The sequence below is a fragment of the Uliginosibacterium aquaticum genome (assembly GCF_012972705.2).
GTDB classification, from domain to species: domain Bacteria; phylum Pseudomonadota; class Gammaproteobacteria; order Burkholderiales; family Rhodocyclaceae; genus Uliginosibacterium; species Uliginosibacterium aquaticum.
Genome location: NZ_JABCSC020000002.1, coordinates 599,736 through 619,746 on the forward strand (window position 1 = coordinate 599,736; position 20,011 = coordinate 619,746).

At 61.8% G+C, this 20,011-nt stretch carries 12 protein-coding genes; 4 read left to right on the forward strand and 8 right to left on the reverse strand.

Annotated elements, in window-relative coordinates:
• Positions 1-10: 10 nt before the first annotated feature.
• From HJ583_RS10245 to HJ583_RS10265, 5 genes are all read right to left on the reverse strand, one after another.
• The gene (locus HJ583_RS10245; RefSeq protein WP_170021816.1) at positions 11-1,243 is read right to left on the reverse strand and encodes an MFS transporter; all 1,233 of its coding nucleotides are present in this window, start codon (positions 1,241-1,243) and stop codon (positions 11-13) included.
• Between the two features lie 69 nt (positions 1,244-1,312).
• Positions 1,313-1,810 (reverse strand): heme-degrading domain-containing protein, encoded by a 498-nt coding sequence (locus tag HJ583_RS10250; protein ID WP_101942432.1) that lies wholly within the window; start codon positions 1,808-1,810, stop codon positions 1,313-1,315.
• Between the two features lie 18 nt (positions 1,811-1,828).
• A complete protein-coding gene (locus tag HJ583_RS10255; RefSeq protein WP_170021817.1) occupies positions 1,829-2,746 on the reverse strand; it encodes an alpha/beta hydrolase in 918 nt (305 codons plus the stop codon).
• 99 nt (positions 2,747-2,845) lie between these two features.
• The gene (recN, locus tag HJ583_RS10260; RefSeq protein WP_170021818.1) at positions 2,846-4,516 is read right to left on the reverse strand and encodes a DNA repair protein RecN; all 1,671 of its coding nucleotides are present in this window, start codon (positions 4,514-4,516) and stop codon (positions 2,846-2,848) included.
• A gap of 27 nt (positions 4,517-4,543) precedes the next feature.
• Positions 4,544-5,431, reverse strand: coding sequence for an NAD kinase (locus tag HJ583_RS10265; protein WP_170021819.1), 888 nt, complete (start codon positions 5,429-5,431; stop codon positions 4,544-4,546).
• Between the two features lie 145 nt (positions 5,432-5,576).
• Between HJ583_RS10265 and HJ583_RS10270 the strand changes: the two genes are divergently transcribed.
• From HJ583_RS10270 to HJ583_RS10280, 3 genes are read left to right on the forward strand one after another with little or no spacing between them, the layout of a single operon-like run.
• A complete protein-coding gene (locus HJ583_RS10270; protein ID WP_170021820.1) occupies positions 5,577-6,758 on the forward strand; it encodes a glycosyltransferase family 4 protein in 1,182 nt (393 codons plus the stop codon).
• Positions 6,755-7,495 carry a hypothetical protein gene (locus tag HJ583_RS10275; RefSeq protein ID WP_170021821.1) on the forward strand — a complete coding sequence of 247 codons (741 nt, stop codon included), beginning with the start codon at positions 6,755-6,757 and terminating at the stop codon, positions 7,493-7,495. Before HJ583_RS10270 ends, HJ583_RS10275 begins: the two co-directional genes overlap by 4 nt.
• Before the next feature lie 29 nt (positions 7,496-7,524).
• On the forward strand, positions 7,525-8,181 hold the full coding sequence (locus tag HJ583_RS10280; protein ID WP_170021822.1) for an FkbM family methyltransferase: 657 nt from the start codon (positions 7,525-7,527) through the stop codon (positions 8,179-8,181).
• Positions 8,182-8,220: 39 nt separating this feature from the next.
• Here HJ583_RS10280 and HJ583_RS10285 read toward each other — a convergent pair whose 3' ends face one another.
• From HJ583_RS10285 to HJ583_RS10295, 3 genes are all read right to left on the reverse strand, one after another.
• The gene (locus HJ583_RS10285) at positions 8,221-9,909 is read right to left on the reverse strand and encodes an FkbM family methyltransferase (protein ID WP_170021823.1); all 1,689 of its coding nucleotides are present in this window, start codon (positions 9,907-9,909) and stop codon (positions 8,221-8,223) included.
• On the reverse strand, positions 9,899-11,713 hold the full coding sequence (locus tag HJ583_RS10290; RefSeq protein ID WP_170021824.1) for an O-linked N-acetylglucosamine transferase, SPINDLY family protein: 1,815 nt from the start codon (positions 11,711-11,713) through the stop codon (positions 9,899-9,901). The genes HJ583_RS10285 and HJ583_RS10290 overlap by 11 nt, the downstream gene beginning before the upstream one ends.
• A gap of 98 nt (positions 11,714-11,811) precedes the next feature.
• Entirely contained in the window at positions 11,812-18,738 is a 6,927-nt protein-coding gene (locus tag HJ583_RS10295) for a beta strand repeat-containing protein (protein WP_170021825.1), read from the reverse strand.
• 240 nt (positions 18,739-18,978) lie between these two features.
• On the opposite strand from HJ583_RS10295, the gene hrcA reads away from it, so the two are divergent.
• Entirely contained in the window at positions 18,979-20,007 is a 1,029-nt protein-coding gene (gene hrcA / locus HJ583_RS10300; RefSeq protein ID WP_101942423.1) for a heat-inducible transcriptional repressor HrcA, read from the forward strand.
• The last annotated feature ends 4 nt before the right edge of the window (positions 20,008-20,011 follow it).

The window sequence follows — 20,011 nt, forward strand, 5'->3', positions numbered from 1 at the left end:
CAAGCTGTGGTCAGGACACCCTCCCCGTAGCAGGCTGCAGTGGTGCTTCACGAATAGGCAGATTCAGCAGCGCCGCCAGCGCAGCGAGCACGATATCCGCCCACCACATCGGGGCAAAACTGCCCCAGCCTGCCAACGCCAGACCGCCCAGCCAAGCACCGAGAAAGCCACCAATCTGGTGCGACAGTAGCGTGAGTCCGAAGAGCGTACCGAGATAACGCGTGCCGAAAAGCTTGCCGACCACCCCGGCCGTGGGTGGCACAGTCGCCAGCCAGGTAAAACCCAGGCCGATGGCAAAGAGATAGAAAGTCAGCGCGCTCTTGGGCGCAGCCAGGAAGATCAGGATCAGCACTGCCCGCGAGGCGTACATCCAGAACAGGATCATCTTGCTGCGATAGCGCTGCACGCACCAGCCGGCAAACAGGCTGCCGAAAATATTGGCCAGACCAATCAATGCCAGTGACCAGCTCGCCACGCCGGCCGGCAGCCCGCACAGATTCACCTCCCCCGGCAGATGGGTGACGAGAAACGCGATATGAAAGCCACAGGTGAAGAATCCTGCGTGCAGCAGCAGATAACTGCGATCGCGCAAGGCGCCACGCAAGACCACTGACAATGGCTCCGCCGTCGCAGCGGCATGACTGGCGACAGCCGCCTCATCATGTGCCGGACGCTTGAGCACGCGCACCAGCGGCAAGGCCGCCAGGGTGATGAGGGCCAGCGCCCAAAGGGCACCCATCCAGCCCAGAAGCAGGATCAGCCCCTGCACCACCGGAGCAAACACGAACTGGCCGAAGCTGCCGCCCGCATTGATGATCCCGGAGGCCATGCCACGATTCTGAGGCGGCAGGCGCTGCGCGACGGCACCGATCAATACCGAGAAACTGCCCGCGCCGGAGCCGGCCGCCATCAGCAAGCCCAGGCTCAGGCTCAAGCCCCAGGTAGACGCCATGAAGGGCGTGACCGCCAGCCCGGCGGCCAGGATCAGCACCCCCGCCACCAGCACCCGTCCCGGTCCGTGGCGATCAGCAACCGCCCCTGCCACTGGCTGCACCGCGCCCCACACAAACTGGCCGATGGCCATGGCGAAGCTGATGCTGGCCACACCAAGGCCAGTCGCCGTATTGAGTGGAGAGAGAAAGAGGCCCAGCGACTGGCGTGCGCCCATGGTGATCGCCAGCATTGCAGCGGCGGCCAGGGTGAGCCAGAACCAGGCGGGAAAACGTGCGTCCTTGTCAGTCATGGCAGAGTCCAGCGCAAAGAAAGTGCCACCAGCCTCGCAGAGCCAGCAGATCGACGCAAGCTGCCGGGCTTATTCGGCAGCGAGTGCCACCTCGGCCAGCGCCACGCCCAACATTCCTGCCAACACCTCGACGATCAAACCATGGTCGTCGCGCTGGGCCAGGCCCGATACGCCAATGAAGCCGACCACTCCCGTGCCGCGCACGCGGACCGGGAAACCTCCTCCCGCCGCCACGTATTCAGAAAGCGGAATCCCGTAACGCTCAGTGAGCGTAGAACCGCGCTTTTCCATCATGAGGCACAGCGCGTAGGAGCTCTTGTGAAAACGCTCGACCACATTGCGCTTGCGCCGGATCCAGTCTGCGTTATCTGGCGAAGAGCCGGCCAAGGCGCTGTAGAAGAGCGGAAAACCGTTCTGACACACCTCGATGGCCACGCGATGGCCCGCAGCCACTGCTGCTTCACGCAGGCGGCAGCCCAGCGCCCAGGCCGTATCCGGGCCGAAGGACTCGAACTGCAGGCGCTCTTCCTGCAGGGCAATGCGGGCTAGATCGGCGTCGAGATTCATATGGGGTTCCTTCCGGGTTCAGATCAGGCCGCGCTGACGCAGCCAGCGTTCGAAAAGCCCGCTCCAGGCTTCGGTAGGATGGCCTTTGGCAAGGCGGATGCCATGACCATGCCCGCCGCTTTCGAAGATATGCAGCGCGGCCGAAATATTCTGCTGAAGCAGAGACTGGTGGAAAGCCAGCGCATTCTGCACGGGCACGGACGCGTCATCGGCAGCATGAGCAATGAAACACGGAGGCGTGGCCGGACCGACCTGCGCTTCACACGACCAGGCGGTTTCGAGTGCCGGATCCACGGCCTCGCCAGCCGACAGGCCGAGCAGCTTTTCGCGCGAGCCAACATGGGCCCAGCGCGCATCCATGGTCAGCACCGGATAGAGCAGCGACACAAAGTCCGGCCGGGCTGACTGGCGATCCACCGCATCCTGCGGTGCATACACCGGCCGCTCGAAAAGGGTGGCCAGCGCACCGATCACATGCCCGCCGGCCGAGCAGCCCATGGCGCCGACCTTGTCTGCCGCCAGCCCCCAGGCCGAGGCATTCGCACGCACCAGACGCAAGGCGCGCTGCGCATCCTGCAGCGGGACTTCAGAGCGCGAAGCATGGCCCTCGCCGGGCAGGCGGTACATGAGGATGAACACGGTAATGCCGAAGGTGTTCAACCACTCGGCAATCTCGATGCCTTCCTTGTCCAGCACCACACGGATATAGCCGCCGCCGGGCGCCAGCACCAGACTCGTGCCATTCGGCTTGGACGGTACATAGGCCGTCAGGTACGGGCTGGCTATGCCGGTCACGGCGCGATCCATGAAGACGGCCGGATCGGGGCTGCGCTCAGTGAGGGTTTCGGTGAGCTGAACGCCCTCGGAACCGGGTGCTACGCCGGGCCACAGTGGAATGCGCAGAAGGTGCTGCAAAGGGAGAGAAGACTGAGTCATGAGCGCTGCTTTTCAAACGTCATCAGGAAACGGCAAGTATGCCAAGCGGGCCCGGCAGCGGTCTTGATCGCGATTGCCGCATGTGGCCGGCGGAGCCGATCAGCTGCGTGTGCCGAGCAGCTCGGCAGCATGGCTGCGCGTGGTGTCGGTGATATTGACGCCGCCCAACATGCGCGCGATTTCCTCTACCCGGCCGGCCTCATCGAGTTCGACCAGATGCGAGGTAGTGATCCCCGCCGTAGTCTGCTTGCTGACCTGCCATTGCCAGTTGGCCTGTGCGGCAACCTGTGGCAAGTGCGTCACGCACAGCACCTGGCGGCCCTGCCCGGCTTGCGCCAGCTCACGCAGACGGCGGCCGACAATCTCGGCCACGCGGCCACCGATGCCGGAATCCACCTCATCGAAGATTAGGGTCGGCACGGCTTGTGATTCGGAAGTGATGACCTGGATTGCCAGCCCGATCCGCGAGAGCTCACCGCCAGAGGCCACCTTGCCCAACGCGCGCTGCGGTTGGGAAGGGTTGGCCGCCACCTGGAACTCGATCTTTTCCAGCCCCACGGCGGAGCCTTCCGGCTCGGATAGGAGCACGATCTCGAAACGCCCGCCGGCCATCGCCAGATCCTGCATGGCGGCAGTGACGGCCCCACTCAGTTCGGCAGCCGTCTTCTCCCGCCCGGCCGAGAGGCGCCGGGCGGCATCCAGATAGGCGCTGCGCGCTTCGGCTTCGCGTGCCTGCAGGGCGGCCGGATCGGCCAGCGCGCTGAGGCTGGCCAGGCGCGAAGAGGCCTCGCTCAGCAACTCCGGCAAACCTTCAGGCGACACCCGGTACTTGCGTGCCATGCCCACCACGGCTTCGATGCGCTGCTCGGCCCGCTGCAGACTGGCCGGGTCCAGCTCAAGGCGATCGCGATAGCGTCGCAGCTCATGGCCCGCTTCGTCCATGCGGATCGCGGCTTCGGAAATCAGTTCGGCAATCGGCGCCAGCGCAGCGTCATAGCCGGCGAGCTCACTCAGGCGCGCGGCCACACGTTCGGTCTCGGCACCCAACGGCGCCTCACCTTCGCTGAGGGCGTCCAGTGCCGCCGCCGCACCTTCGATCAGGCCCGCGGCATTGGCGAGGCGGGCATGCTCGGCATTCAGCGCCTCCCAGTCCGCCACCTCGAAAGCCAGCGCGCGCAATTCCTCGACCTGATGAGCGAGCAGATCGCGCTCATGCTGCAAGGCTTCCATGCCCTGCTCTGCTTCCAGGCGGGCCTTGCGGGCGCCTTGCCAGTCGCGCCACAGGCCGGCGACTTCGCGCGCCAGGCCACGCAGGCCAGCGTGGTTGTCGAGCAGATCGCGCTGGGCATCCGCACGCAGCAAGGCCTGATGTGCATGCTGACCGTGAATGTCCGCAAGGAAATCGCCCAGCTCGCGCAACTGGGTGGCCGTGGCAGGCAGGCCATTGATATAGGCACGCGAACGACCGCCGGCATCCACCACGCGGCGCAGCAGCAGTACGCCTTCATCGCCCGAAAGATCATTCGACGCCAGCCATTCGATGGCGGGGGAGTCCTCAGCCAGATCGAATTCGGCCACCAGGTCGGCCTTGTCACGCCCGCTACGCACCACACCACCATCGGCACGCTCACCCAGCAGCAAAGACAGCGCATCCAGCAGGATAGATTTGCCGGCACCGGTCTCGCCGGTCAGCGCACCGAAGCCCGCCCGGAAATCCAGCTCCAGACGATCAACCAGCACGAAATCCTGAATCAGCAGACGGCGCAGCATGGCTTGGTTTCTTCGCTTGGCAACAGATCAGTTAAGTTGGGGCGGCAACGCGCTCCAGTGGAGCTTCTCGCGCAGCACATTGAAATAGCTGTAATCCTCGGGATGCAGCAAGGTCACGCCCTGTTGCGAGCGCAGCACGCGGATGCTGTCACCCAGCGTGGCTTCGAATATGGTCTGGCCATCACAGTGCACCATCGCATCGCGCTCGCCGAGAATCTTGAGTTCGACCACGCTGTCCTGCGCCAGCGCCAGCGGCCGATAGGTCAGCGCGTGCGGGCACAAGGGCACCAGCACGATGCCGGCTAGGCGCGGGTGCAGGATCGGACCATTGGCCGACAAAGCGTATGCAGTGGAGCCTGTCGGTGTGGCAATGATCATGCCGTCGGAGCGTTGCGTGTAGATGTACTCGCCATCCACCCGGAGTTCGAACTCAATCATGCGCCCGATCTCGCCACGCGACAGCACGACGTCATTCAGAGCCATGCCTGAATGGATGCACTCACCGGCACGCCACAGCTCGATCTCCAGCAGGGAGCGACGTTCGCGCAGGTAACGGCCATCAATGATCTCGCCGACCCGCTCGAACATTTCTTCGTGCGACACATCCGTCAGGAAGCCCAGGCGCCCCTGATTCACCCCCACCAGCGGCAGCTGATGCACCCCCAGGGCACGCGCGGCGGTAAGCATGGTGCCATCGCCCCCCATCACGATGACCAGATCAGCACCTTCACCAATCTCTTCAAAACTCAGCACGCGCTCAGCGCCGGTATGGCCTACGGCATGGGCAGTGCCTGCCTCCAGCCAGACCTCCAGCCCGCGCCCAGCCAGAAATGCCGCCATGCGCATGACCGACTCGGCCACATCCGCGCTGCGGAACTTTCCAACCAGGGCAACAATCCTGAATTCATCATCCATGGGCCGGGATTAAACCACAGCCGGCCAAGCTGCGGATGGCTTCAAGCACAGGGTTTGACCGGACAAATTCCCCTTTATCCGGTCTTTTCAAGCCCTGCCCTCCTCCATACTGCCTGATACGAGCCGATCCCCTTGAAGGCACCCGATGAAACGCATCCTGATTGCCGGCTGGCGTGGCGTGAGTCATTCCTTCGCCATGGTCAACCAGCACCAGATCCTGGCGCTGGCGCGCCATGGCGGATTCGAGCTGTTTCACCGGGACATGCCCTGGTTCCTGCAGCACTGGAACGCACGCGATCACGCCTCGGGCTTCAGCGCGGCTGAAGACACCTTCATCATGGGCATGCCGCCAATCCCTGAAGAGGAAGCCGACTGTGTATATCGCATCTGCTCGCCACTCCATACACCTGGATCAAGTGCCCGCCGCACCATCAGCTATGCCATCACGGAGCTGGGCTACCAGCGCAGCAATCTGCAGAATCCGGATCTGGACCTCAGTCTGATGACGACGGGTGAGAATCTGCTCACCACGCCCACCCGCTGGTCACGTGATCGTCTGCTCGACTTCGGTTTCGCCGAAGACAAGATCCGCGTCGTACGCCATGGCGTAGATCTCGCCACTTTCTCTCCGCTCAGCGCCGCCGAACTAGCCAGCCAAAGGGCTGCGCTGGGAATTCCTTCAGATGCGGTGGTGTTTCTGAACGTCGGCGTCCCCACCTGGAACAAGGGCATCGATCTTCTGGTGCGTGCCTTCGCCCTTGCGCATCAGCGCCAGCCCAACATTCGCCTGATCCTCAAGGATGCCCGGGCGCTGTACGGCCTGCCGGTCGATAGTGTGCTGCAGCAAGTCGCCGCCAGCCACCCGGGCCTGCTCAGTCAGGAGGTGCTGAACGCGATCATGGTCGTTTCGCAGAATCTCTCGCAGGGAGAGATGCGCCTGTTATATGGCATCGCAGACCATTACGTATCGCCCTATCGCGCCGAAGGCTTCAACCTGCCTGTGCTCGAAGCACAGGCCTGCGGCACCCCGGTGATCGTCAGCTCCGGCGGTGCCACCGACGATTTTTGCGACGCCACGGACATCAGCAAGATCGCCAGCGTTTTCAGGCGCGGGCCCTTGCGCGACAACATGGACTGCTGCTGGGTCGATCCGGATTTTTCGTGCCTGCAAAACCTCGTCACGGCAGCAACCCTCTCCGGCCCACGCCCGGCACACGCCGCCGACCCGCTACGCCAGGCGGCGCGGCGCAATGCCGAACAGCACTCTTGGGATCGCGCCATCCGCGAACTGATTCCTCTGCTCCAGCCCGACAAGGACGCCCGATGAACCTCTATGACCCACGCCGCCAGCATCGCATCCTGGATATGATGGCCCTGATGCGTCCGCTGGCGATGCGCAGCCAAGGCAAGGTCCGCCTCGGCAATGACTATGACGGTGGCTACGTGGTGCCAAGCCAGGCACTGAACTGTGATGCCGTCGTTTCGATCGGTGTGGGGCCGGATGTGAGCTTCGATCTGGCGCTGGCCCAACGCGGAGCGAAGGTAATCCAGTTCGATCACACGGTTGCAAAGCTGCCGGTCGAGCACCCATTTTTCCGTTTCTTTCGCAAGGGCTGGGGGCCACGCACGGAAGGAGATTTTCTGTCCCTGCAGGACATCTGCGCTCAATTTGAAGGGACACCACAACACCCTCTCTTCAAATTCGACATCGAAGGCGGTGAATACGAGATCTTCGAGCAATTGAATCCGGACGCCCTGCTGCCCTTCGAGGTGATCTGCTGCGAGCTGCATGATTTCAACAAGCTTGCCGACCCGCTGTTCTTCAGCCGCGTCAAGCATCTGCTTGAATGCTTGGGCAAGCACCATGCGCCGATTCATCTGCACGCCAACAACTACAAGGGCTTCGTGATGGTGGAAGGCGTGCCGATCCCCGAGGTACTGGAACTGAGCTACCTGCGCCGTGATCTGGATGGCTTTGCCGGTTATTCCCGCGAGCCCATCCCCGGCCCGCTGGATCGCCCCAACCACCCTTTCCAGGCCGACCTGTGCCTGAATCCCTTCTGACCCCTTCAAGTGTGCACGGAGCCCCGAACATGGCCAATGAACACGAAGTTCTCAAGCTGCTCAATCCGGGCGATCTGGTATTCGATATCGGTGCCAATCTGGGTGACAAGGCGGCGGTCTTTCTGGCTCACAAGGCACGCGTGGTCTGCGTGGAGCCGCAGCCCGAAATGGCGGCCCGGTTGCGCCAGCGCTTCGGCGGCCAGCTTGATGCGGCCGTCGTCGAAAAAGCCCTCGGCGAGCTGCCCGGGCGAATGACGATGAATATCTGCTCCAAATCCCCGGTACTGAGCACGCTAGCCGAACACTGGAAGACCGGCCGTTTTGCCAATGTCGTGTGGGACAAGACCGCCGAAGTCGAAATCTCCACGCTCGACGCTCTGGTTGCCGAGTACGGCGTGCCGCGCTACTGCAAGATCGACGTGGAAGGCTACGAGAGCAACGTCGTCCAGGGCTTGAACTCGAAAATCGGCATCCTCTCTTTCGAATTCACGGCGGAGTTCATGCCGCGCTCGATGGAAGTGATCGAGCGCCTGATCTGCCTGGGCTACAAGGAGTTCAATCTCTCACTCGGAGAGCAAGAAAACTTCCAGTTCCAGCAATGGCTGCCCTTCTATCAGCTGATTCAGATCCTGTGTAACAGTGCCTCAAGCGAAAGTCTGCTGTGGGGTGACGTGTACGCGCGCTGAGGCAGATCAGGGCGCGCCTCGGCGCCCTGCCCGCGCCCCTCACAAACCGAGCAGACTCTTGCGGATGAAGAGCGCGTCGCCGGTATGGCCGGGGCCGAAATACACGTTGTTCAGGGTGAAACCCATTACATCGAGCCAGGCACACACGCTCTGAAAGGAAGCCTGCTTCTCGTAGAGCTCGCCGCGCATCACTTCGGTGAAGATGTAGTTGATCTGCCTCAGCGTCTGCGGCGCACCGACCATGATCCGGAGCTCGGCGCCCTGAGTGTCCATGTAGAGCGTATCGAGCTTGTCCAGCGTCTCACTGTGACCGGACTCACACACGAAGGCCATGACTTCGTCCAGGGTGTGGGAGACGAGTTCGACGCTGGTGGGGAATTTCACATAATCGAAGACCTGCAGATGCTGCGCCGGCTTGAGGATGCTGCTGCTCATGCCGCCATTGCTGGCGACATGAAAGGTATGCGTCTGCCCGCTCGTGTCGGCACACAGCGCCTGCATCGCCACATAGCCTGGAATCTTTCGACAGACGCTCGCCAGGTGAGCAAAAGGCTCCGCCAGGGGCTCAATGAAGAGGCCCGCGCGAATGCCGTTCTCGAGAAAATACTGCATCTCCTGACCATAGCTGGCTCCCACCTGCAGAATGCCGGCAGGGGCAGGCAGGCCCAGTGCCCGGATCGTATCGAACAAGGGCAGGCTCATCTTGTAGGCCTGCGCCGGCACAATGCTTGCGGCCGCCGCCTGCGGCACAACCGGCGCAGTAGCCACGTCAGCGCGTGCCGCCTGCAGCAGCAAGGCGGTGCTCAGAAAGGTACTGCCCGAAGTGCGCACCACTTTTGAATGCGAAAGGATCAGGAGATCCACCACCGCATCAATCACGCTGGCGGCACTGCGATTAATGTTGCCGTGATAGATGCGACCACTGCAGTCCTGAGTCGGATCCATCCAGTCGCCCGGATTAAGCTTTTCCACATAAGCCTGTTTGGCATGCACGGCCACATTGGCGAGGCTGGCAAAACGCTGCTCGACACCGGCATCGTCCGAACAGACGAAGAAGCGCCGATCCGGCAAGGATTTGACGAGATTGAAGAGATTCTCGTCGTCCGCCGCATTGGCGCCGAAATCAGTCTTGCGGATCTGCAGACCAAAGAACTCGCCCTGCAAACCTTTTGCAACCAGGAAAGCCTCCGCTCGGCGCTGGATTTCCGGACGGACCTGCAAGGCACGCACCTGAGCCAGCACCTCGTCCGGCGGCAGGCAGGCCGGAATCAAGGGGGTGTAGAGAAACACCGGTTTGTCATCGCCGCCCACACAGGCCAGCAGCTCGCTTTCCTGCTCAAAGCCCAGCGGCGAGCGGAAGCTCACGCCCTGCTGCAGGTGATCCTCGGTCATCAGATACTGGTACTCGCCCTTCTCGGCCACGAAGCTCACCAGCTCGCGCTCGATCACCGTCAGCGGGCTATCAAAGAGTTCGCCAAAGCGCGCCCCACACCAGTTGTTGACCGGCCATACCACCTCCAGCGGCAAATCCGCCCGGCGAGCCAGGATCAGGCCGGTGACCAGCGCATTGAAGCGATTGCCAAAACCGCCATCGCAGTAGCAGACCAGGCGCCGCGCCGGGATGGCAGGCGCGGGCGCAGCGACACTCGATGCGGACGCTGCAGACGGTTCGGCAGGCATGGCGTCAGCGCTGCGGAACAGGCGCCCCCAGGGCAGGCTAATTTTCATGATGGATCAATCTCCGGAAATGCTGCTCAAGGTGGCGTACGAAGCGCGGGCTGTCGAACAAGGGACCATGTTCGCGCTGCTGCAGCAGGTGTTCGTGCAGGCGTCGACAGGTGGTCGGGTCGTTGGCCAGTTCGATGGCCTTGCGCTCGTAGGCGGGAAAATCCGCACAGATCAGCTCGGGCAAGCCTGCTGCGGTGAGCAAGGCGCCGGCCATGCGCGAGGCAAAGGTCCGCCCGGGGCACGTCAGCACCGGCAAGCCCGCCCACAACGCATCGTTGGCAGTGGTGCCGGCATTGAAGGGAAATGTGTCGAGGAACAAGTCAGCGGCCATGTAGCGCGCAAGGTAAGCCTCGGGTGCGACACGCGGCGCAAAGATCAGACGGGCCGGATTGATGCCGTGTGCCAGCGCCTCACGGCGCAGTTTGGCCTCGGCCCACGGATTGTCCGAGAGCAGCCACAGCACCCCATGCGGCACCTGCTGCAGGATGCGCATCCAGACCTCGAACACGGCCGGTGTGAATTTGTAATTGTTGTTGAAGGAGCAGAACACGAAAGCATCCACCGGCAGGCCGCAGCTCTCACGGCTCGGCGGCGGCAGGCAGAGCCGCTTGCGGTCACTGACCTGATAGATGTCCGGCATGTACAGCGGCTTTTCGGAGTAGAACGGAGTGCTTTCCTCCGGGATGAGAAAGCGATCAGCAATCACGTAATCGATCGATGGCAGCCCTGTGGTGGCCGGCAGGCCCAGATAGGTGATCTGAACCGGTGCCGGACGATATGCCAGCATGTTGGCGCGCGCACCGAGCGTCTGCCCGTGCAGGTCGATGAGTATGTCTATTTCATGCTCTCGAATCAGGCGGGCAGCAGCTTCGTCATCCAGCGTATCGATACGGATGAAATGATCGAAAGCCTTGGCGATACGCTGGCGAATCGGCGAAGCATCCTCGCGCGTCCAGCAAAAGCCGTAGACCTCGAAGTGCTCACGATCATGCAATTCAAATAACTCGACCGTCAGCATCGCTACCGGGTGAAGACAGAAGTCCGACGAGCAGTAGGCCACGCGAATCTTGTCATGTGCATAGCGGCTGCCATCCGTAAGCGGAGGCGGTAGCGGCGCGAGTTTCTTGCGCACATAGTTGCGCGCAGCCTCCAGCTGGGCCTGCGGATCATCGCTCTGACTGAGCATGGCCAGCGCCGAGGTATTCGCACGCATGGCTTCAAGACTCACACCAGGGATCGCTGAATACACCGGCCAGGCACACTGCCGTGCCCGAATGAAGACCCAGTGGTGCAGCACATCAGGCTGATCGGGTTTGAGTTGAAGGCTGCGTGTGAGGCAATCATGTGCCTCGCCGTACTGCTTGGCAGCATCCTGCACCCGCCCGATATTATTCAGCGCCGAGATCAGCATCTCGCGCTGCTCAGGGTCCTCCTGGTTCACATTGACCGTCACCCAACGCCACATCTCCAGTGCATCCGCGATGTGCCCAAGCCGCTCCTGCACGATACCCAGATTGAATCGTGGCTGGATGAATCCGGCATCCAGCTCTGCCGCCTTCTGATAGGCGGCCTGGGCAGGCTCCAGATCGCCCGCATTGAGCAAGGCGGACCCCAGATTGAAGTAGACGTATTGCTGACGATCGGAATGATTGCGCTGCAGCCAGGTCTGGTACAGCACGGCCGAGAGTGGAAACAGGCCTTGCGCATCAAGACCCGCAGCAGCATTGAAGAGCTGCAGCAGATCAAGCTGACCCTGCCAGGCACGCAGCAGCACACTCCCGAAATCTGTTCCAGACTCAGCCACGGCTACATCCTTTCACGGGTAGCCTGCAGATTAATGCCTCCCGGCCTGCTCCCGAAACCGGAATAAACCGGTTTCGGGGTGCCAAATCAGATCATTACTCAGGAATCCAGGGCGGATATCTGAGCCGTAGTCAGGGCGGCGCGCTGGGTTTCGGTCACTGCGGCGGCCTGCGATGCAGTGAGTGCGGTCAGCTGATCCGTATTCAGTGCGCTGATCTGACCTTCGGTCAGGTTCTGGATCTGCGTAGTACTGAAGGCCTGCAGCTGGCTGTCGGCCAGATTGGTAATCTGAGTCGTGCTCATCTGCATGAGATCCACCACCTCGATCGCCTGGATCTGGCTGTTGCCAAATGCTGCGAGTTGAGAAGTCGTCAGACCAGTGATCTGCGTAGCCGTGAGCTGTGCGACTTGCGTCGTGCTCAAAGCGCCAGCCCACGTCGTGGAGAGCGCACCGATCTGCTGGCTGCTCAGCGCCACGAGCTGGCTGGAATTCAGCGCCGTTTCCTGATCGTTGCTCAGCGCATCGATCTGGGCGGTGGTGAGCGAGACCAGATCCGTCGGGTCGATCGCAGTAACCTGACTGGTCGTCAGCGAAGAGATCTGTGCGGTACTCAATGCCCCCACCTGAGCCGCTGTGAGCGACTGGATCTGGCTGGTCGTCAGTGCCGCGAGCTGGCCAGCGGCGGAGGTCGTGAGTGCCGCGATCTGCGTGGTGCTCAGAGACTGGATCTGGATCGCCGTCAGGGCCTGCACATCGCCGGTTTCGATCGCGGCAAACTGCGCCGAGGTCAGTGCTCCGAGCTGGTCTGCCGTCAGCGACTGGATCTGGCTCGTGTTCAGCGCCGCAATCTGGGTCGAAGTCAGCACCTGGGTCTGTGCAGTACTCAGGTTGGTGATCTGCAGCGCGGTCAGCGCCTGGATCTGCGAGGAAGTGAGCTGTTGCAGATCGCTGGTTTCGAACGCACCCAGTTGAGCCACCGTCAGCGAACTGACCTGCGTGGTGTTCAACCCGGAGATCTGGGCCGTGGTCAGCGCGGCAATCTGTGCTGTGGAGAGGCTGCGCACCTGTGCCGTTGTCATGGCGGCCAGATCGGAAGTTTCGAAGGCTGCGATCTGATCGGAACTCAAAGCGCCAAGCTGCTCTGCGGTGAGCGCCTGGACCTGGGTGGTCGTCAGCGCCTGGATCTGAGCGGAAGTCAGCGCACGGGTCTGAGCCGTGCCCAACGCCTGGATCTGGTTGCCACTCAATACGGAGAGATCGTCCGTCGCCAGTGCGGCGACCTGAGCACTGCTCATGGCGGCGAGCTGCTCGATGGTCAGCGCCTGAGCCTGGGTACTCGTCAGGGCCACGATCTGGGCCGAATCCAGTACCTGGATCTGGGCAGTGGTCATGCCAAGGGTCTGAGCGCTGGTCAGTGCGGCCAGCTGGGTGGTTCCCAGCGCATCCGCCCAGTCGCCGGACAGTGCGCCAATCTGAACGCTGGAGAGCACGGCTACCTGGGCGCTGGTCAGCGCCACTTCCTGCGCACTGCTCAGCGCGGTCATCTGGGCGGCGCCCAATACCGCGATGTCCCTGGTCTCCACGGCCACCAGTTGCGTGGTGGTCAGCGCAGCCACTTGCGCCGTTGTAAGCGCGGCGGCCTGGGTCGTTGTCAGCGCCTCGATCTGCGTGGTCTTCAAGGCCTGCACCTGGCCAGTGCCCAGCGCCTGGATCTGCGCGGAACTCAACGCCTGGAACTGGCTGGTATCGAGTGCGACGAGGTCGGAGGTTTCGATGGCGCCAATCTGGGCCGCTGTGAGGCTGGACACCTGGCTGGTCAGCAGCGCGGCAGCTTGTGTCGTGCCCAAGGCAACAACCTGCGCCGTGCTCAGCGCCTGGATCTGGCTGGAGCCCAGTTGTGTCAGGTCGGCCGTCTGCATTGCCGCCACCTGAGCCGTCGTCATGCTGCCAACCTGAGTCGCGGTCATCGCGCCAGCCTGAGCCGTTGTCATGGCCTCTACCTGAGCGGTGCTCAGGCCCTGGACCTGTGCCGAGCTCAATGCGGCGAAGTCCGCCGTTTCAATGGCCTGGAGCTGAGCCGTGGTGAAGGCCGACACATCGGCGACCTCCATTGCGCGAACCTGTGCAGTGGTCAGTGCGGCAATCTGATCCGTCCTCAAGCCCTGGGCCTGAGTGGTGCTCAAGGCCTGGATCTGGGCACTGGTCAGCCCAGAAACCTGATCCGTGGTGAAGCTTCTGACCTGGCCTACGCCCAGTGCTTCCAGATCACGGGTCTCGATGGCCACCAGTTGGGTAGAGCTCAGGGCCGCAATCTGCGCCCCAGTCAGCGCCTTGACCTGATCGGTACTCAGGGACTGGATCTGGGCCGTAGTAAGGCCAGCAATCTGCTCAGCCGAGAGATTGCGGATCTGTGTGGTGCTCAGCAGCGCCAGATCAGAGGTTTCAAGTGCCCCAACCTGAGCGGAACTCAAGGCGCCCAACTGCTCAGCCGTCAGCGCTTGAACCTGTGTGCTGCTCAAGGCAACGATCTGCCGGGTATCCAGCGCACCAATCTGATCAGCATTCAGGGTGACCAGATCACGCGTTTCCAGCGCGCGCACCTGAGCGCTGCTCAGGGCTGCAATCTGGGCTGTCGTCAAGGCTGTCGCCTGGGCCGTCGTCAAACCGGCGATCTGTGCGGTGGAGAATGCGGCAAGCTGCGCGGTACTCATGGCAGCAAGGTCATTGAGCTCCAGTGCAGCAATCTGGCTGGTGCCCATGGCCTGGATCTGGGCGCTGCTCAAAGCAGCAACCTGGGTTTCTTCCAGACCCACAACCTGCAAGGTCGTCAGGGCAGCCACCTGGGCCGTCGACAACCTGGAAATCTGCGTGCTGCTCACCGCAGCCAGATCATCCGCCTCGACCGAGCGGATCTGATCGGTGCTCAAGGCCGCGACCTGAGCACTCGTCAGGCTGGCAATCTGGTCTGCACTGAAGTTCCTGATCTGGGTGCTGCTCAGCGCCCCGATGTCTGCCGTTTCAATCGCCACCACCTGATCCGTGGACATGGCATTGATATGCTCGGCACTCAGCGCTCCGATCTGTGCAGAGGAGAGAATGCGGATCTGGCTGGTCGTCAAGGCAGCCACCTGCCCTGCTGCGAGTTGCGACACCTGCGTCGTGGTGAGCGCAGCCAGGTCAGCCGTCTCTAGGGCCAGCAGCTGGGCTGTGGTCAGCGCATTGGTCTGGTTGGTCGTCAGCGAAGCAATCTGGCCGGTCGTCAGTGCGCGAATCTGGGTGCTATCGAGTGCCTGAACCTGGGCACTGGTGAGCCCCTGCAATTCAGTGGTGGTCAGCGACGCAATCTGCTGGGTGCCCAATGCAGCGACCTGGGTTGTCGTCAAACCAGCCAGCTGAACAGAACTCAGCGCGGCAAGATCACGGGTTTCCATCGCAGCAATCTGGGTGCTTCCCAGACCCGCCGTCTGCGCAGTGCCCAAGGCAGCGGCCTGGGCCGTAGTCAATGCCTTGATCTGGCTGGTGCTCAGCGCAGCCACCTGGGCCGAGGTCAAGCCGCGAATCTGCGAGGTCTGGAGTCCTGCCACCTGGGAAGTAGAGAGCGCATTCACCTGCGTAGTCGACAAATTAGCCAGCTGTTCGGTGCTCAGCGCGGCTACATCTGCCGTTTCGAGCGCTGCAAACTGGGCAGTCGTCAGCGCCGCCAGCTGATCAGAACTCAGCCCGCTCATCTGGGTAGTGGTCAGCGCCTGGAGTTGAGCGCTGCTCAAGCCCCGTACCTGATCAGTGCTCAGCTGCCCGATCTGGGTAGTGCTGAGCGCAGCAATCTGGGTGCTGCTCAAGCCGCCCAGCTGAGCCGTCGTCAGGCTGGCCAGTTGTGCGGTGGTCAGATTCGTAAGATCGCCGGTTTCAAAGCCCGTCATCTGGGCCGAACGCAAGGCGGACAGCTGCTCCGTCGTCATCGAAGTAATCTGGCTGGACGACAAGGCTGCGATCTGACCAGTCGTGAGCGCCTGAATCTGGGCACTCGTCAGGTTGTTCAACTGCTCGGAACTCAAGGAGGCGATCTGGCTCGTTGCGAGCGTTGCAACCCAGCTTGCAGACAGTGAGCCGATCTGGTCACTCGTCAAAGCGCCCACCTGTTGGCTGGTGAGTGCACGCTCCTGAGTATTGGTCAGCGCGGCAATCTGCTGCGAACTCATGGCCTGCAGGTCAGCGGTCTCAAGCGCGGCAACCTGAGCCGTACTCAGCCCGGCAATCTGGCCCGTCGTCAGGGCTGTGATCTGGTCACTGGTAAGCGCCTGCATCTGAGCTGTCGTAAAGCCGCGCACCTTGGTGGCGCTCAAGGCAGCCAGATCCCCGGTACCGATGGCCCCGATCTGGGCAGAATCAAGTGCGGCAAGCTGACCCGAACTCATGGCAGACATCTGCGCGCTCGTCAGGGCGCTGACCTGCTCGGTCGTCATTGCGCGGATCTGTGAGGTGACAAAACCCTGCACCTGGCTCTGGCTCATGGCGCCAAGTTCGTCCACCGTCATGGCGCGAATCTGATCCGTGCGCAGTGAGCCCACCTGTGCGGCACTCAAGGCCGTGATCTGGGAAGAGTCCAGCCCGGAGAACTGATCCGTCGTCAGTACGTTCAGCTGCGCAGTTGTCATGCTGCGGATCTGCACCCGGCTCATCGCCGAGAGATCCTCGGAGTTGAGTGCTGCAATCTGATCCGTCTTCAAGGCGCTGATCTGAGCGGCACCAAGACCTGCGACCTGAGCTGAGGTCAGTGAAGCCACCTGATCAGTCGAGAGCTGGCGCAACTGCGCCGTCGTCAGGCTCCGCAACTGCGTGGCATTCATGACCGAAAGATCGGCGGTTTCGAGGCCAGCCAGCTGCGCCGAGCTCAGCACGCTGATCTGCTCTTCATTCAGCCCAGTGATCTGGCTGGTCGTCAATGCGGCCAGCTGGGTTGCACTCATTGCCTTGAACTGTGCGGTCGTCAAGGACGTCAGATCATCGGTCGCCAGAGCTGCGACCTGGGTAGTCGAAAAAGAGCTGATCTGCTTGGCACTCATGGCCCTGAACTGATCGGTCGTCAGTGACTCGATCTGATCGGACGTGAGCCCAGCCAGCTGAGTAGTGGTCAAACCCTGAATCTGATTGGTCTTTAACGCTACCAGCTGGTCCGTCCCCAGCGCGCTGAGTTGGTCAGAATTCAGCCCGGCAAGCTGGGTTGCAGACAACAAACGCAGATCGCTTGTTTCAATTGCAGCGATCTGACTCGAATTGAGCCCTCCCAGCTGGGCCGCCGAAAGGTTGCTGAACTGGGCTGTCGTCAGGCTCTGAATCTGCTCAGTTGAGAAGCCCGCAAATTGCGAAGCATCCAGGCCCTTGATCTGAAGGGCGGTCAGACTCTGAATCTGGGTCGAACTCAAAGCGCTCAGCTGATCCGTCGAGAGCCTCTGGATCTGCGTTGCCGTCAGGGCAACCAGATCACGTGTCTCGATCGCACTGACCTGCCCCGTGCTCAGCCCCGACAATTGGGAGGTGGTCAAACCAGCGATCTGCATGGCCGTGAAGGCCACGATCTGACTCGTGGTCAGGGTGCCGACCTGGCCGGCATCCCATCCGCGCAATTGCGTAGCGCTCAGCATCGAGAAATCGCGGGTTTCCATCGCCACGATCTGATCGGATGACATGGCAGAAACCTGGGTCGCAGACAGACTCTGTACCTGCACCGAGTTCAGTGCTTCGATCTGGCCCGTCGTCAACGCCTGGATATGGCTGCTCGTCAGCCCCTTGATCTGCGCGCCTGAAAGGGCCGCAAACTGCTGTGTGCCGAGGGCAGACACCTGCTCATTGGTCAGACTTGCAATCTGCGTGGCAGACAGGGCGGCCAGATCCCGCGTTTCCAGCGCCGCGATCTGGGCGCTGCTCAAAGCACGTACCTGGGCGGAACTCAATGCGGCAACCTGGGTAGCCTGCAAGGCCTGGATCTGTGTGGTGCTCAGCGCAGCGAGCTGATCCGTTTTCAAACTGCTGATCTGGGTTGCAAGCAGCGCGGCCAGATCCTGTGTTTCAAGGGCTGACACCTGTGCCGTCGTGAGCGCTTTGAGCTGATTCGCACTGAAGCTGGCCAACTGGCCAGAAGTCATTGCCGCCACTTGGGCCGACGACAAGGATTCGATTTGCTCGGTTGTCAGCCCCCTGAGCTGCGATACAGCCAGTGCGCCAACGTCCTGCGTCTTCATGGCCTGAATCTGCTCCGGCGAGAGCACCTGGATCTGTGCCTGGGTGAGACTGGCAGCCTGCTGCGTCGTCAAAGCCGCAATCTGGGATTCCGACAGGGCACTGATCTGATTGGTCTTCAGCGCCTGGATCTGGGTTGCCGTCAAAGCACTGAAGTCACTGGTTTCCAACGCATTGAGCTGGTCTTCGGACAAGGTCTGGACCTGGCTAACAGTCAGATTCCTCACCTGAGCCGTGGTCAGCGCCGCAACCTGTTCAGCCCCCAGAGAAGCCACCTGCCCTGTTGTCAAAACCTTGATTTGCGACGTCGACAGGGCGGAAATCTGCGTGGTGGAGAAGGAGCCGATCTGCTCGGCAGAGAAGCCGGCGACCTGTGTGGCACTCAAAGACCGGATCTGACTCGTACCGAGCCCGACAATCTGATCCACCGTCAGCCCGCGCAATTGCGTCACCGACAAGGCCGCCAGATCACGCGTTTCCATGGCGGCTATCTGATCGGAACTCAGGGAGCTGAGTTGCTCAACCGTCATGCCCTGAAACTGGGTTTGAGTCAGCGCCTGAATCTGTCCACTGGTGAAACCCACTACGTTGTAAGGGGTGAACGCAGCAACCTGGGCCCCGGTCAGGGTCACCAGATCCTGGGTTTCCATCGCCGCAATCTGCTCTGCGCTGAATGCACCGATCTGGGTTTGGGAAAGCGCCTTGAAATCCGCGGTCGTGAGTGCGGCCACCTGGGTTGTGGTCAGTGCGGCTATCTGTGAGGCCGACAGTCCGGTAACGGTTGGCATGGCTAACTCCTGACGGGAATGCGTTTCTCTAGTTTTGTAGGTTCCAGTCAGCAGCAAGCCGCTTCAGTCGGAGCCCGATGCGTTCTGTAACGGCGTGTCAGAACAAAGGTTTAGCAAATTTTTGCAAGTTTTTGCCTGCCTGGAGCGGCATGTGAGCCGGCTAAATGCCCCCCAATTCTGCTGTTTGGGCCGGGCCGCAAGATCTGCCCAAAGCATCTGCCAAGCCCTTACAATGCAGCCATGCCCCAGCTAGACAAACGTGCCCAACTCCTGCTGAAGACGCTCGTCGAACGCTATATCGCCGAGGGTCAACCCGTAGGTTCGCGCGTGCTCTCAAAGCAGTCTGGGCTGGAACTCTCGCCCGCTACGATCCGCAACGTGATGTCGGATCTGGAAGAGCTGGGCCTGATCACCAGCCCGCACACCTCGGCCGGTCGCATCCCTACCGCGCGCGGCTATCGTCTGTTCGTGGACACCCTGCTTACCGTCAAACCGCTGGCACAGACCGAAGTTCGCGAACTTCAACACCACATCCATCCGGACGAGCCACGCCGCGTACTCTCTGCGGCTTCCAGCCTGCTCTCCGAACTGACCAGCTTCGCCGGCATCGTTGCCGCCCCGCGGCGCGAAGCCACCAAAATCCGCCAGATCGAGTTCGTGAGCCTGTCGGACACCCGCGTGCTGCTGATCATCGTGGCTATGAGCGGCGATGTGCAGAATCGCATCCTGTTCACCCAGCGCGCCTACACAGCTTCCGAACTCGTCACCGCCGCGAATTACCTGAACCACCATTGCGCCGGGCTGGCCTTTGGCGAAATGGTCGATCACCTGCGCGGTGAACTGGTGCAGCTGCAGCAGAACATGAGCGAGCTGATGTCGGCCGCCATTACTGTTGGCCAGGAAGCCATGGAGGAACAGAACTCGGGCTATCTGATCACCGGCGAACGCAAGCTATTGGAAGTGGATGACATTTCCTCCAACATGAACCGCCTGCGCGAGCTGTTCCGAATGTTCGAGCAGAAGTCTGGCCTGGTGCAGTTGCTGGATATTTCCAATCGCGCCGAGGGCGTGCAGCTCTTCATTGGCGGCGAATCCGGCATCAGCCCGCTGGACGAATGCAGTGTGGTCACCGCGCCTTACGAGGTCGACGGCCAGGTCGTCGGCACCGTGGCAGTGATCGGCCCGCAGCGCATGGCTTACGAACGCGTCATCCCGATTGTGGACATCACAGCACGACTGCTTTCCAGCGCCCTGTCGAGCAACACCTGACTCC

Bases quoted from the DNA above. Each gene is read 5' to 3' on its own strand.
- HJ583_RS10295 (WP_170021825.1), bottom strand. From the start codon at position 18,738: ATGCCAACCGTTACCGGACTGTCGGCCTCACAGATAGCCGCACTGACC.
- recN (WP_170021818.1), bottom strand. From the start codon at position 4,516: ATGCTGCGCCGTCTGCTGATTCAGGATTTCGTGCTGGTTGATCGTCTG.
- hrcA (WP_101942423.1), top strand. From the start codon at position 18,979: ATGCCCCAGCTAGACAAACGTGCCCAACTCCTGCTGAAGACGCTCGTC.
- HJ583_RS10285 (WP_170021823.1), bottom strand. From the start codon at position 9,909: ATGAAAATTAGCCTGCCCTGGGGGCGCCTGTTCCGCAGCGCTGACGCC.
- HJ583_RS10250 (WP_101942432.1), bottom strand. From the start codon at position 1,810: ATGAATCTCGACGCCGATCTAGCCCGCATTGCCCTGCAGGAAGAGCGC.
- HJ583_RS10280 (WP_170021822.1), top strand. From the start codon at position 7,525: ATGGCCAATGAACACGAAGTTCTCAAGCTGCTCAATCCGGGCGATCTG.
- HJ583_RS10255 (WP_170021817.1), bottom strand. From the start codon at position 2,746: ATGACTCAGTCTTCTCTCCCTTTGCAGCACCTTCTGCGCATTCCACTG.
- HJ583_RS10245 (WP_170021816.1), bottom strand. From the start codon at position 1,243: ATGACTGACAAGGACGCACGTTTTCCCGCCTGGTTCTGGCTCACCCTG.
- HJ583_RS10270 (WP_170021820.1), top strand. From the start codon at position 5,577: ATGAAACGCATCCTGATTGCCGGCTGGCGTGGCGTGAGTCATTCCTTC.
- HJ583_RS10265 (WP_170021819.1), bottom strand. From the start codon at position 5,431: ATGGATGATGAATTCAGGATTGTTGCCCTGGTTGGAAAGTTCCGCAGC.
- HJ583_RS10275 (WP_170021821.1), top strand. From the start codon at position 6,755: ATGAACCTCTATGACCCACGCCGCCAGCATCGCATCCTGGATATGATG.